Annotated in this window: 12 protein-coding genes; all 12 read left to right on the forward strand. The window is 38.7% G+C overall.

Going from position 1 to position 15,139, the window contains the following annotated elements; translation table 11 throughout:
• Positions 1-439 precede the first annotated feature (439 nt).
• The 12 genes from GNE10_RS20600 to GNE10_RS20655 all read left to right on the forward strand — a co-directional run bounded on the left by GNE10_RS20600 (position 440) and on the right by GNE10_RS20655 (position 14,996).
• The gene (locus GNE10_RS20600; RefSeq protein WP_185566761.1) at positions 440-1,675 is read left to right on the forward strand and encodes an ISAzo13 family transposase; all 1,236 of its coding nucleotides are present in this window, start codon (positions 440-442) and stop codon (positions 1,673-1,675) included.
• Between the two features lie 1,001 nt (positions 1,676-2,676).
• Positions 2,677-4,425 (forward strand): calcium-binding protein, encoded by a 1,749-nt coding sequence (locus GNE10_RS36395; RefSeq protein ID WP_185566762.1) that lies wholly within the window; start codon positions 2,677-2,679, stop codon positions 4,423-4,425.
• 325 nt (positions 4,426-4,750) lie between these two features.
• Positions 4,751-5,788, forward strand: a complete 1,038-nt coding sequence (locus GNE10_RS20610; protein ID WP_185566763.1) for a calcium-binding protein — start codon at positions 4,751-4,753, stop codon at positions 5,786-5,788.
• Positions 5,789-6,123: 335 nt separating this feature from the next.
• Positions 6,124-6,501, forward strand: a complete 378-nt coding sequence (locus GNE10_RS20615; protein ID WP_185566764.1) for a hypothetical protein — start codon at positions 6,124-6,126, stop codon at positions 6,499-6,501.
• Positions 6,498-7,493, forward strand: a complete 996-nt coding sequence (locus GNE10_RS20620) for a beta-ketoacyl-ACP synthase III (RefSeq protein ID WP_185566765.1) — start codon at positions 6,498-6,500, stop codon at positions 7,491-7,493. The genes GNE10_RS20615 and GNE10_RS20620 overlap by 4 nt, the downstream gene beginning before the upstream one ends.
• A gap of 22 nt (positions 7,494-7,515) precedes the next feature.
• Entirely contained in the window at positions 7,516-7,947 is a 432-nt protein-coding gene (locus GNE10_RS20625) for a holo-ACP synthase (protein ID WP_221642926.1), read from the forward strand.
• Between the two features lie 30 nt (positions 7,948-7,977).
• Positions 7,978-8,760 (forward strand): alpha/beta hydrolase, encoded by a 783-nt coding sequence (locus tag GNE10_RS20630; protein WP_185566767.1) that lies wholly within the window; start codon positions 7,978-7,980, stop codon positions 8,758-8,760.
• A 91-nt stretch (positions 8,761-8,851) separates the two neighbouring features.
• The gene (locus GNE10_RS20635; RefSeq protein WP_099069375.1) at positions 8,852-9,127 is read left to right on the forward strand and encodes a phosphopantetheine-binding protein; all 276 of its coding nucleotides are present in this window, start codon (positions 8,852-8,854) and stop codon (positions 9,125-9,127) included.
• 164 nt (positions 9,128-9,291) lie between these two features.
• Complete coding sequence (fabD, locus tag GNE10_RS20640; RefSeq protein ID WP_185566768.1) at positions 9,292-10,257, forward strand: ACP S-malonyltransferase; 966 nt, start codon at positions 9,292-9,294, stop codon at positions 10,255-10,257.
• Between the two features lie 289 nt (positions 10,258-10,546).
• Positions 10,547-10,840, forward strand: a complete 294-nt coding sequence (locus GNE10_RS20645) for a DUF1330 domain-containing protein (protein WP_185566769.1) — start codon at positions 10,547-10,549, stop codon at positions 10,838-10,840.
• Positions 10,841-10,999: 159 nt separating this feature from the next.
• A complete protein-coding gene (locus GNE10_RS20650; RefSeq protein WP_185566770.1) occupies positions 11,000-12,337 on the forward strand; it encodes an FAD-dependent oxidoreductase in 1,338 nt (445 codons plus the stop codon).
• Positions 12,338-12,710: 373 nt separating this feature from the next.
• Positions 12,711-14,996: an FUSC family protein gene (locus tag GNE10_RS20655; RefSeq protein ID WP_185566771.1), complete on the forward strand. Its 2,286-nt coding sequence runs from the start codon at positions 12,711-12,713 to the stop codon at positions 14,994-14,996.
• The last annotated feature ends 143 nt before the right edge of the window (positions 14,997-15,139 follow it).

The raw sequence follows: 15,139 nt of genomic DNA on the forward strand, positions 1-15,139 counted from the left end.
AACCCTCCCCTTGGCAAGGGGAGGGTGCCGTCAGGCGGGTGGGGTATCTGTCGCAAACATTTTTTGAATCGGTATAATTTGCGAACAAAATTCCCTACCCCTTAATCTCCTATAAACCTCTTGCCTATTGCCTTTTGCCTTTTGCCTACCCACATAGATATGTTTATAAATCAAATAGGACTCCTATAGTCAACCGTCAACAACCAACACAAAAATATATCCTTTCTTAAATTTGCAAGAGCTTATTAGATATGTTTTTCTTGAGGATAAACTCTTGTTAACCTCTCACTGATAGTTTTTGAAAACTTATGAAAGGATTAATTAATATTTATATGTCAGCAATTATTAAAAAATTCTTAACCTGTTACGCAAGAAATATGCATAAAATCTTAAACATTATCTGATAACTTTTAGATGTTTAGGATATCAGGGTTGCTGTATGCCAGCAAGAGAATTTCTCAAATCTAAATTTAATTCGCTTTACCCCCATCTGAATGAAAGATCGATACGCCTCTGGGCTGCCGCAGAAGCTATTGCATTAGGCAGAGGTGGAATTACACAAGTTTCTCAAGCCACAGGACTCTCACCAAAAACCATTCGAGTGGGAATTCGCGAACTAGAAATTAAGCCAGATACTCGAATTAAAAACGCCGAATTGACAGAGAAAATTAGATGTAAGGGAGGCGGTAGAAAACGTCTGTTAGAAATTGACCAAACCTTAATTCCAGACCTCGAAGGATTAATGCAACCTTTAAATTGTGGATATTCAGAATCGCCTCTACGTTGGACTTCTGAAAGCACCACCAAAATAGCTGAAAAGTTGCGAACCAAGGGTCATGTCATCAGCCCAAGAAAAGTTGCTTCTTTATTGTCTGAACTTGGCTACAGGCTACAAAATAACCGTAAAACCAAAGAAGGAGACTCCCCTTACCACCGGGATTTTCAATTTCAATATATTCATCACCAAGTACGAAATTTCCAAGCCCGCGGTCAAGTTATAGTTTCACTTGACATCAAGAAAAAAGAAACGATCAAATACAAGAGCGATGTACAAGCGTGGCAATCTCAAAAACAATTTTTCAAGGAATCAACTGATTATTTCAGCCAGCCAGAACTTTTAAATTTTGTTCCATACGAAGCTTATAGCTTAACTACAAACCAGGAGTGGGTAAATGTGGGAATTAATCACGATACCGCAGAGGTAGCGGTTGAATCAATTCATCGCTGGTGGCAAGATATGGGCAAAAAAATGTACAAAAATGCCACAGAATTGTTGATCGTAGCAGACTGTAGTGAAGCCGATGAGTATTGCTTGCAATTATGGAAAACCCAACTCCAAACACTTGCTGATACATTTAGACTTATCATCGACGTTGCACATTTTCCTGCTGGTACAAGTAAATGGAACAACATAGAACATCGGATGTCTTGCCTGATTACGGAAAATTGGAAAGGTCAACCACTAACCATTAAAGAAGTCATAATTAATCTTATCGGTACTCCTACTACCAATGGAAATAACTCCCACATAGACGCTGGCGTGACTGAGAAAGAATTTTCAACAGTCTTTGTAGAAAAACCCAAATTCTATAGTGACTGGAACTACAGATTTGTGCCTCAAAATTTTTTGGACTTCTCCTCTCCTTTGAAAAGGAGTAGCACACTCTTGGAGTAAGAGTAAATTAGTTATAGTTGCATGAATTGTTCTGATTTATACATAACTATTCATGCAACTTTACCACATATCCGAACAAAAGACGCAAATTCAATATTGCAGGATAATTTTGGCATTTGCATCAACAATAATCCTTGTGTTTTGGCATCAGACTCAACCATAGCAATTCTATGGGAGTTCCAATAAAAAAAATATTCCATTGATATTGTTGACAGTTGACGGTTCACAGTTAGCTGTCAACTGTCAACAGCCTCCATGCAAGATTTCATTTTCTGATTTAGGTAGAACTTACGCAACGCCGATATTCTAAAAAGAATAAAAATTAGTTCGTAGTAAGGACTTTAGTCCTTTTTTGAGAACTTTATTTCTCACTACAAACCTTTAATTATTTACCTTGTTCTACTTACGCTATCGCTCGTAATGACGAAATTACGTTATTTTTTGCGTAAGTCCTGACTTCAACAGTCAATGCTATTTTTGACAATTCCAACCAAATAAAAATCCACTGATATTTCTATAAATCCCTAATCTGTCATATTTTGCAAAAGCTAACGAGTTTTTCAAATAAGTAACTTATTTCTGCGCGATTAATAATGGCTAAATCTTACTTGAACAGTCGTTTTAGTTATGTTATTGTATTTTCGTAAAGATTAATTTCACAATAGTAAACAATGCTAAACAAGAGTTAAGCCAAAATTACATGGTTAGCATTGGCTACTACTGTTCTTGATTTAAGTTTTTTCAGCAAAATAGCTCAATTCCGTGACAGCAGTTGTGAATTTTGTAGTGCTGTAGAGTTAATAATTTTCAATTATTAGGTCTTCTGAGGCAATACCTGTAGGTATTGCTGCAAGACTACTGAATTTATCTGCATTCAGTGGAATTTGAGTCAGGTAGTTCTTGTCTGTTTCTATCAAAGCTTACGCATTCAAACCTTACTGGCTTCAATGCGTTGATTCTCATAATTTCCAACCACGACCTATAAAAGCTAGAAGGCAAAAATGGCAAGAAAATTCAATGTCGGAACTCAAGAAAATGATTCTATCCTGCTGATAGCGTCAGAAGATAACAATACTGTTGTTGCCTTGGCCGGTGATGACTTAATCTTTACTGGATTAGGGAATGACTTTATTAATGCAGGTAGTGGCAATGATGTTGTTAGTTCTGGTGATGGAAACGACGTTATCGATGCAGGCGACGGAGATGACATCATTGATGGACAAGAAGGTAATGATTTTATAAATGCTGGAGCCGGAGACGATTTAATTGAAGGTGGACTTGGCAACGATATCATCAGATCTGGAACTGGTAACAACAATATCAATGGTGGTTCTGGCGACGACATTATTTATCTTGCAGGTGAATCAAACACAGTTTTTGCCGAAGCCGGTAATGACAAAATCTTTGGTGGTGATAGTGTAGATGTCATTGATGCAGGTGACGGTGACGACATTGCTTTTGGTGGTGCTGGAGATGACTTTTTAAGTGGTGAAGGTGGTAGCGATCGCCTTAATGGTGGACTTGGTAACGACTTAATAGAAGGCGGAAGCGGAAATGATGAGCTTTCTGGAGATGTCGGTAACGATGTAATTTATGGAAATGATGGCACAGATTTCTTGAATGGTGATGCGGGGAACGATGTCCTCAATGGCGGTCAAGGAAATGACCTGCTGACTGGTGGTACAGACAATGATACTTTAATTGGTGGTGATGGTAACGATGAACTGCAAGGCGGTAGTGGTAGCGATACATTAATTGGCGTCAATACCGATACTAATTCAACCTTTGGAAGAGGCGATATTGATATTCTCACAGGGGGTCTCAGCGCCGATACTTTTGTTTTGGGTGACAAAAACACTGTTTACTACAGCGATGGTCAGCCAGGATCTTTTGGATTTGGAGATTATGCCGTTATCAAAGATTTTGAATCTGGAGTTGATACTATCCAACTGAAAGGTTCAGCATCAAATTACTCATTAATTGCATCTTTTGGAGATTTGCCAAGTGGAACAGCCATATACTATTTTGATAGTTCAAACATTCTGAGTGAATTGATTGGTGTAATTGAAGGACAACCAGTAAGTAATTTCAATCTGAATAATACCAGCCAGTTCTCCTTTGTAAATGATTCATCCACAAACATATTCATTGAAAATGCTGGCTTTGAAGAACCAGAATTGGAAGATGGAAGCTTTAATATTGCAGATGTACCTGGTTGGGTAGTTTACGACCCCAACGGCTACATACCTGAAAATCCCAATGGAATCGAGACTTCCAATTATGATGTATTAGATCCCAACACTGAATACTTCATTAATGAAGCACCAGAAGGTGAAAACGTTGCGGATCTTTATGTAGTTCAACCACCTGGAAGTGGTGGTGTTTTAGGTCTATTCCAAGAACTTGATACTGTTTTAACAGCCAATACCGAATATACCCTACAGGTAGAAGTAGGTAATATCGGAGGTATCTACATCGGAATTGACTTGAGTGGCTTCCCTGGCTATCGTGTGGAACTATTAGCAGGGGATACAGTGATTGCAGCAGACAATAACAGCGTATTCATTGCTGATAAAACCTTTGAAACCTCCACAGTCAAATTCACAGCTACCGAATCAAACCCCTATTTAGGACAGAATTTAGGCATCCGATTGATCAATCTCATAGAAGGGCCGGGATTGGTAGTTAATTTTGATGATGTTCGTTTGACTGCACAAACGCTACCAGAAATATCTGCATCAAACACCTAGACACCTAGTAATCTGTCAACCCAAAAATGCTGGGTGAGGGTTGGGGAAAGGGGAAAGGGAAAAGGGTAAGGGGTAAAAAACATGAGTCCTTTTCCTTTAAAGACCCAAGTTGCCTTGGCATACTACTAGTTTTTCTCAAACTGATATCATGTCCGGCTAATTACTTGTGATGCAAATCTCTTGGCATTTTAGCGTCAGTCTTCACGATGGTTACTGGACTTGATATTAAACATCTTTTTCATATATGTGCATTCACACTGAAGTGAATTCCTGAATCTGACTTTTTTCCAACAACACCAACAATCTACAAAAGGTAAAAGCAAAAATGGCCAGCTTATTTATTACCGGAACTGAAGGAAACGACTTTATCATTCAGATAACCTCACAGGACGATATCACTGTTAATGCCCTTGGAGGTAATGACATCATCTCTACTGGAAGCGGTAACGACTTGATTTATGCAGGTAGTGGGGATGACATTATTCCCACCAGAGAAGGCGACGATACTATTTATGCAGGTGATGGTAACGATTTGGTTGACGGCCAAGAAGGTAATGATTTTATCGATGGTGGTGCGGGTAACGACCTTCTCGGAGGTGGGCCTGGTGACGATGTGATTGTATCTGGAACCGGCAACGATACTATCATTGGTGGTGCAGGTAACGACATTATTTATCTTGCAGGTGAAGTCAATGTAGTCTTTGCAGAAGGTGGCAATGACATTATTTATGGTGGTGACGGTGTTGACTTAATTGATGCTGGTGACGATAACGATATTGTTTTTGCTGGTGCTGGAGATGACTTTTTTACCGGCGAAGGTGGTAACGATATACTCAATGGTCAACTCGGTAACGATACCGTAGTTGGTGGTAGAGGAGATGACCGACTGTTTGGCGATGTCGGTAACGACATACTTTTTGGAAATGATGGCACAGACTTCTTAAATGGTGGTGCTGGAAACGACATTTTAGATGGTGGTGCAGGAGCAGATAGACTAGTTGGTGTTAATACTACTTCTGGCTTTGGTAAGGGTGAGATTGACGTTCTCACAGGTGGTCAAGGAGCAGACACCTTTGTTTTAGGTGATAAAAATGCTGTTTACTACAACGACGGCAATAAATCTTCTGTAGGAAATCAAGATTACGCTTTGATTAAAGACTTCCAATTAGGTAGCGATCGCATCGAACTCAAAGGCCCTGCATCCAATTATTTATTGATTCAATCTACTGGTAGTGTTCCCAATGGCACATCTATATTCTTTACTGGTGGTTCCAACATTCTTCCCGAACTCATTGGCGTAATTGAAGGACAAGTAGCTACAACTTTAAATCTCAATAATACCAATCAGTTTTCTTTTGTTTAAGGTCAATTCAATTGATTGAAAGGCTAAAATTCTAGTTTCTAGGCAATCTGTGTTTGTGATGTTAATAGTTGTGGTACTTCATGGTATCACAACTCTTCATCCAACTATAGCGATTCCTAGTTAAGTGAGGTAAAGATAATATTTTGAAAATTTATTTTGCCCACAAAAAGCCAGATTTTAGACCAATATTCATCACCTGGTCATACAAAATTGATGCTGAATTCTGATTCCTGAATTCTTTTTTATAAAAAACGTAACTATTATTGTTGCGTTCTATGTGAGTAGCTACCAAATCATTGCTTTCATTAAAATTGTTACAACACTTTACAAAAATTATGAATAGCTCTATCCTAGAAACAACACTGAATTTAGAAACTTGCGATATTCAAAAAGCAGTTAAAATTCTTGGTTTAGAAATTTCCGAACAAGAATTGGATGAACTCAAATCTGGCAATAATATTTCACTGACAAGCAGAGATTTAAGTGAAATTGGCTCAGTATTCATCCTTGCAGAAGCTATTTTAAGAACCAAAGTAGTTAAAGTGAAAAATGTTACCTTTGATGATTTAGAAAAGGTAACAGAACACTTTTCACAACACTCCGGAATTCCAATTTATTGCTGGGACTCTGAAACTAGTGGTAAGTGCTGTCTTTTACTAACTCTAGTAGATGGGAAACCTAACATCCGATTATCAAAGGGGAGGTCAAATTGATACCTGTAAAGTTATCTGCTTTGGGAATTTATTTACCAACTCAAGTGATGACAAATCACGATCTAGCTAAAATTGTGGATACGTCTGATGAGTGGATTCGTACAAGAACCGGGATAATTGAGCGGCGAATTGCGTCTAGTGAAGAAAGCACATCAACTTTAGCAACAGCCGCAGCAAAACAATTATTGGACAAACGCGGTATCGATTCACTAGAAATAGAAATGATTTTAGTGGCGACTATGATGCCTGATATGCCATTTCCATCAGTTGCCTGTAGAGTGCAAGATAATATAGGGGCTTTTAATGCCTTTGCTTTCGACATATCTGCGGCCTGTTCTGGATTTGTTTATGGTCTGGAAACAGCAGCTTCTTTTATCAAAGCCGGTGGAGTTCGTAATGCCTTGGTTATAGGTGCAGAAGTACTTTCTAGATGTATAGATTGGCAAGATCGTTCTACATGTGTGTTGTTTGGAGATGGTGCAGGAGCAGCTTTACTAGAGTCAGGGGAAGAAAATTGTTTTCTTGGTTGTGTACTGCGTGCTGATGGTTCGGGCGAGGATTTGTTGTATATGCCTGGTGGCGGAACTAAACAGCCGACTTCAATTCACACTGTGGAAAACAGGCAACATTTTTTGAAAATGAATGGCCCAGAACTATTTCAAGCAGTAGTACCTATAGTGTGCGAAACCATTAGCGATACTTGCAATAAAGCTGAGATTTCCATAGAAGATGTGGAGTTGATTATTCCCCATCAGGCTAACATCCATATTATTGAAGAAGTAGCCGTGTATTTGGGAATTCCATTTGAGCGTTTTATGTGCAATCTTCACAAATATGGAAATACCTCTGCGGCTTCAATTCCACTTGCTTTATATGATGCTGTGGAACAAGGAAAAATTGTTGCAGGCGATTATGTGATGGTGGTGGGGTTTGGAGCAGGACTAACTTGTGGAGCGAGTTTAATTCGCTGGGATAAATCCTTTGTTTGTTAGAGAATCGTTGAGATATTACAAAATGGATATGTTTGTAGAAGACAAAGTTTGTGCGTCTTCTGTTCAGTCAGCAATTCAAGTTAAGACCGGAATAGATATTATTTCGCTCAAAGATATCAAAGATGTAGTAGATGCACCAATAGGAATCTGGCTGACAGAGCGGGAATGGAAAGACGTTTTAGCTCTTGGCAATGCAAATCATCGGCTGCAAAGATTAGCAGGAAAATTCGCTTGTAAAGAAGCAATTATTAAGGTTTTGCAAGCTGGTATGAGTCAAATAGAATTGGTTGATATAGAAATATTGCATGATATTTCGGGAAAACCAATTGTTTATTTGCATGAAACTGCTCTGGATTTTTGGGAAAAAATTTCCGCCACTCAATTGGATGTCAGCATTAGCCATGACAACAATTTTGCAATAGCGATCGCTATTGCCATCTGTTTAAAAAATTGAAAGTATAAATACTCAAAAAGGTGTTATAATATGTCCAGAATGGAAGCATTTGTTTTCCAAAATAAGCGTGGGCAAAACCTTGTAGGTGTTTTACATCACGGACAAGGAAATGAACCCCAACCTTGTTTAATTGTTTGTCACGGTTTTGCAGGTACAAAGATTGGTGGAAGTCGCCGTTTTGTAGAATTTGCCCGCTATGCAATCAAACATAATTTCTCAATATTCCGGTTTGATTTTGCAGGTTCAGGTGATAGTGACGGTGATTTAGTAGACCTGACTTTAGACAGAGAATTAGAAGATTTAGAAGCTGCAATTGATTTAGTTACCACAATCGATGGTATTGACCAAAATGCCATTGGATTAGTAGGACATTGCTTAGGTGCAGTCACAGTTATCCGAGAAAGTGCCAAAAATTCAAAAATATATAAAACCGTCGCATGGGCACCGTTTACTGATTTAGCCGGCACTGTAATGCGACTGATAGGTGAAGATTCATTTTCTGTTTTAGAAGATGGTGATGAAGCAGAATTTATCTACCACGGAGAACTGATGAAATGCGGGCCAGCAATTATCACTGAATCTTGTGAACTTGATATGTTCAAAGAAATTGAACAAGTGCATCAACCTTTGTTAATTATTCATGGAACCGAAGATGCAACAGTTCCTTTACAAGAAGTTAAGCAATTAGTAGAACAAGTGCAAATAACTTCTCCAAATCCACCCAAATTGCAAATAATAGAAGGAGCGCATCATTCTTTTCCATTCCATCAAGAAGAATTGTTTGAGCTAACAATCGATTGGTTTGCTAAATAAGTCATTAGTCATTAGGAATGATTTATTTACGACATAAAAATGACAATAGCTCATCCGAAAATTAAACATCTAAACATCAAAGGAGAAAAATATGGTTGCTATCAATGAAAAACCCACTCAAGTACAAGCAGTTTCTTTTGATGAATTTTGTCATGCTGTCGCTCAAAGATTAAACATAGATGTAAATAAACTTCGTCCAGATGCTTATTGGGTAGACGATGTGGGAATATCTTCTGTAGATATTGTCAAAATTGTCATGCTAATACGTCAAAAATTTCATGTGAAAATATCCACGACTCAAGCAGGAAGAATCAAAACGGTAGAAAATGCTTATCAATTATTGGAATCAGGATTAAATAATAAGTAGCGCCAATTGAATCTTTGACAAGCAAATAATTTTGGATTTGAGGGTGAAAATTTATTCTATGCTTATTTGTGAGATTTTATAGCGATTTATAGTTAAATTTTCAATCCCAAATCCAAAATTTTAAATTTCAAATGTGGCTACAGATATGGAGTATTATTTCAGCCATGAAAACATTAGCAACAACTGATTATGCTTTAGTTTTTCCCGGACAAGGTTCTCAATATGTTGGAATGGGTTTAGAAATTTTTAAGGAGTTTATTTCAGCAGAAAAAATTTATGAAATTGCCGAAGAAATTAGCAATTTAGATATTCGCAATCTGTGTTTTTTTGGCGATGAAGAAAATTTGATGGAAACTTCCATCACTCAACCTTGCTTGCTAGCGACAAATATAGCATTGTACACTGTCTTTCAAGAGCATTTTTCCAAAAAACCAAAATTTATCTGCGGACATAGTGCTGGAGAATATTCTGCTTTGGTAGCTGCGGGAGTATTATCTTTTACAGATGCAATGAATTTGCTGCAAGTTAGGGGAGCTTTAATGTCAAAAACTAAAGAAGGTGGTATGGTGGCCTTCAAAGGAGTGACATTAGAGGAAGTAGAAAAAATATGCAAACAAAATGTCCAGCCGGGTGGTGTATTAGTTCCTGCTAATTTGAACTCACCAGAACAAATTGTCATATCTGGCGATATTGATTCTATAGAATCAGCTCTTATTTTTGCCTTTGACAATAATTTGAAAGCAATTCCTTTATCTGTTTCTGGGGCATTTCATTCTCCTTTAATGCAGGAGGCTGCACAAGAGTTTGCTAACATAATTGCTAATTCTCAATTCCATGATGCGGATATACCCGTGATTTCAAATGTCACAGCAAAGCCAGTAATCAGTGGTTATAATTGGAGCCAGTTGTTAGAGCAACAAATTTATTCTGCTGTTCGTTGGGAAGCTTCAATTCGTTACATTCACGAAAAAGGAATTGATGTTTTTGTTGAAGTCGGCCCTGGTAAAGTTTTATCAAAGTTAATCAAAAAAATTCTTCCGTCTGCTATCACTTTGAATGTCGAAAATATTCAATCTTTGCAGCAGACATTGGTGAAACTACAAGAAGTTTTTGACCTACAACTTGTCTAGTGTAGAAAATTTTGCCAAAAATCTAATCATTAGGTTTCTTGCAACAATTGATTTTTCATAGAGATAAAAGTCATTAGTCATTAGGAGTACTGACCGTTGACAGAGGAGTTATTATTCCCCTTGTCTTCCTTGTCCCAATACGGTTGGGGGAAAGGGGAAGGGGGAAAGGTTTCAAATACATCCAAATCCCCCGTTTAACGTTTTTCCAGACCACAAAGGAAGTTCATACTGCTTAGAAGAACCGTATTGTCCCTTGTCTCTTTGTGCCAATCAATTTAGAGGAAGATTAATGGTTCATGTATTAGTCACATTAACGCCTAATCCTCAAGCATCGGAAGCTGCTGAGAAGTATAAAAAACGGGCTGTAGCAATTCGTGATGAATATGGAGCAGAAGTAGTTTTACGTATGCAAGCCAAAGAACGATTGCTAGGTTCTTTTGAGGAAGAATCTATCCGGATTTTAAAATTTCCTTCTGTTGAGCATGTACGCGGATGGCTAACAGATCCACGTTACTTGGAAGTTTTGCCATTTCGAGACCAAGCTTATCACAAAGTAACTATTACTGTTTTAGAAGATTTGTGATTTCCAAGGTAATCAAAAGGCAAATATAGCAATTAAGTTAGGTAAAAAGGAACAGGAAATATTAACAAGTGTTCTTTTTTCACTAACAATAATATGATTGCTATATTTCACAAATCATTTTGAATTGTTATCTTTCGTAAACAAAATTAGAGGTCAATCATGAGTTTACATACATATGCAGTTGTTGGTAGTGGTGCTACTGGTATTGCTGTAACTTACTATTTACGTCAACGTGGTTTTAATGTTGAATTAATTGAGCAAGATGATGCCATTGGCGGACGCATTCGCCCATTTCTCTTAGGAGAAAGACCAGTGCAATTGGGAGGAAAAAATATTGGGAGAACTTACCGCCTTTTTAGAGAGTTTACAGCAGCAATGGGTAACAATCCCTATGAATTTTTTGGGCTGAATTCTTCTCAAGTTCAGAATGATAAATTATTGACTTTAGATAATAGTCGCCGCGTTAAAGCTACTTTGGAATTTATGAGCCAAGGAACTCCCAGAGATATTTGGCGGTTTTGGAATGTTTGTGGAGCCGTGATGCGGAATATGCAAAATGGTCTTTTGGGCGGCCCTTACTTCAATGACCTTTGTAGACGCATGGGAGACCAACCTCTGAGTGAATACTTCAGTTCTAAATTTTGTCAGGTTGTGATGCGGCCTATGACTGTGAGGATGAATGGAGCAGAACCGGATGAAGCTTATGTGGGTAATTTAGGTAGTAATCTCCGCATGGTTCTTGATACTTACGACCAGTTAATTCATGGAATGCAACCTGTATTGGAGCAATTTGCTAAAACTGGGCCTGTGAGATTAAGCAGCCGTGTAGAATCTTTAATTGTACGTGATGGACGTGTTGCGGGTTTGCGTTTACGGGATGCTTCTGGCGTGCAAGAAAAAGAATATGCAGGTGTGATATTAGCAACTCCAGCTACAATTTCTTCTAAAATTGTTGCATCTCAAAATTCACAATTGTCTCAAATTTTAGACACTGTTAACTACTATCCTGTAACTGTGGTTGTTGCGGAATACGCCCGCGATATTTTCTCGAAAAAAGTACGTGCTTTAGTGTTTAATGACACTTATCCTATTAGCAATGCTGGTGCTTATGGTATTAATGAGCGTAACGTAATTCGCTACACTTTTAGTGGTCGCACGGGTCGCCGTTATATGAAGGATGGAGCTACTCCTGAGGAATTGATTGGTTTAGCAGAGGAAGCTTTAAATCAATATATTCCGATTAGTGGTTCGGATCGCATCAAGTATGTTGCGAAATATCATCCAGTTGGGTTGTGTGCGTATACTAGCAATTACAATCAATTTGCTAATAATCTTAAAACTCAACTTTCTGAATTACCAGGGCTTTTCTTAACAGGTGATTATATGAAAGGAGCTTCTTTAGAAGCCTGTTTTGAAGCTGGTAAAGCTTGTGCTGACCAAGTAGTTCAAGCTCAGGAATTCCAAGTTTCACAAAAATCTGAATTGGCTGCTATTTAATAGGTAGTAGTTCAGCAAGTAGAGGATCGTAAATTCAGGGGGTGGTGTTTTAGGAACAGAAGCCCTCTTTTTTTATTGGGGATGGGGGACAAGGGGAATAATAAGTCTGGGACTTACGCAAAATTATGAAAAAATAACCGCATAGACGCGGTAGCGGCTTCCCGCAGGGTAGGACGCATTCGCGCAGCGTCTCGTCAGAGAAGGACGCAAAGAAATAGAGTTTGAGAGAGTTTTTGCGGTACGTCCTAAACTCCTCTGTCAACGGTCAACGGTCATCAGTCAGCTTTGATATTATATTTATTCTGCACGTAGTTAAATGTAGGTAAAATGCTGTAAGAGACGATCGCTGTGTTATGGTGGCTAGCCTAAATTAATGTCATTTAAAGATAAACGCCGTCTGGGTTGGTTGTTGCAGCAATTTCAACTTAAGCCAGGTAAACCCGACATTTTTTCTGGATTACGTAGTCTTTTGATACTGGGCGTACCCATTGGAGTCGGAATTATTACTGGTCAAGGTGCTACGAGTGCCATCGCCACTATGGGTGCTTGGTTTGTTGGTATGGTAAATGTTGAGGGTACTTACCGCCAAAAAGCAACGGCGCTTGCAGCAGCAACCATTGGCATAACTGTGGTATTTTTAATTGCAAGTTTGGCTAGCGGTCATTTGTGGTTGACTATCCCGGTGACATTTTTGGTAATATTTATCGCAGCTTTAGCCAGTCTCTACGGTAATGTGGCCGGGTCTGTGGGCTTGGTCACTTCTATTATGTTTGTCATCGCCCTTGCAAAATTTGCTTCATTCTCTAATTTATCCACTCTTATCCAGCAATGTGCTTTGTGTTTGGCTGGAGGAATATGGACTACTGTTTTATCTTCAGTGCTGTGGATAGTACATCCTGATGCACCCGTCAAGGAGGTGGTTGCTAGGTGTTATGACTCGCTGAGTAAATTTGTAGATTTAGCAAGGGAGAGGGCATTAAATCCAGAGGATGTGCAAGAATGGACGCAACGATTTGTGCAAACCCAGGATATTGTCACTCAAGATTTGACATTTGCCCGTAGTGTCTGGACAGCGATGTGGACTAGGCAAAGGGGTGCTAATCTGCGGGGAAATTACTTTTTGGTGTTAATTGAGGATGCAAATCAAATTCTCAATTCTGTTGTTGCATTGAGTGAATTGTTAGCGATCGCATCTACAAACCAATTATATTTGCAACTGCAAACAGAAATTGAGCTAGCGATGGAACAGTTGATAATTGCTGTGCAAATGTTATCACAAGCAATTACCAAAGAAAAAAAGTTAGTTCACCTGGGAGATTTAGACCGGACAGTGGAAGCACTGGAACATCAACGGCTAGTTATCCGCGCTCAACTGTTCAATGAAAACGCAAATATTCCAACAAAAAAATATGCCGAGTTACTCAACCTGAACAAAATTACAATTAGTTTGACAAACTTGGCGCAGCAAATTCATACTGAAGCAGAAATTATTGCAGATTTCCAACAGGGAAAACAGCGCCCTATTACTCGAAATATTTCTTTGCCCACTCCACCAAATAATTCTACAATTATTGATACGCTGGGAAATAATTTCACTTTTGATTCAGTTTTATTTCGTCATGCGTTGCGTTTAGCGTTAATAACAACCTTTGCTCAATTCCTGGCTTCGGTATTGCAAATACCTAGAGGTTACTGGATAACCCTAACAGCTTTATTTGCACTCAAGCCCAACTTTGGTGGAACTTCCGAGACAACGGTGCAAAGAGTCATCGGTACTATTTTTGGTGGAATTATTGCTATAGCTGTGCTTTTATTAGTGAATAATCATTTGGCCATCGCCCTTTGTTTCTTATTGTTTGTGTTTACAGCAATGTCAGTGCGATCGCTAAGTTACAGTATATTTACGATACTGCTAACTCCCGCTATTATTTTATTACTCAACTTGATTAATGCAGGTGACTGGAAGATTGGAATATTGCGTATTGTTGATAGTTTAGTTGGTGGTGTGTTAGCACTGCTTGGCAGCTATTTGCTTTTTCCGCGTTGGGAACGAGAGCAACTTCCAGCACAATTAGAAAAGACAATTCGAGCAAATCTCGCTTACTTTCAGCAGGTAATAGCCAATTATCTCCATCCACAACGCAGTGCATCTACTGATTCTGTTAATACGCTACGTCATCAAGCGGCATTAGAAAACGCCAACGCCAGCGCCGCAGCTCAAAGATTGTTCAGCGAACCTCGTCATGTCCAGGGAGAAATTGAACCTGTAATGACCTTGATGTTATATATTCGTGGCTTTTTCGGTTCAGTGACAACACTGGGGGAACACATGCGGGAATTTAGCGGCGAGTATCAATTTACTGAACTCAACCGCTTAACTGATACGATTATTCAAGTTTTGGAAAATTTAGCAGATGCGCTGCAACAAAGACAGCCACCCCAACAGTTACCAGCACTAGATAGCTATCTCGAAGTGATTCAAAGCCAAATTCAACAACTGCATACTGCTCGATTATCAGAAATTGCCACAAATCCTAATATTTTGACTTCTCCCACATTACAAGCCGTTCGAGAACAAACTCCTTTATCCATAGAACTAGAGCGAATTGTTAATGAAGTTAAAGTTATACATTGTGTGATTGCGCGGATGCAAAATTGAACAGGACTTAGGCAAAAATAATGTAATTTCGTTATTACGATTGATGCAACTCAATTGTGAGGCGACGCAACTCAATTGTGACTCAATAAACTAATACCAATTTGAAAAAAGAATGCGACACATAGACAAGACCCCTCCCCAAC

The organism is Nostoc sp. 2RC, assembly GCF_014222165.1.
Lineage (GTDB): Bacteria > Cyanobacteriota > Cyanobacteriia > Cyanobacteriales > Nostocaceae > Nostoc > Nostoc linckia.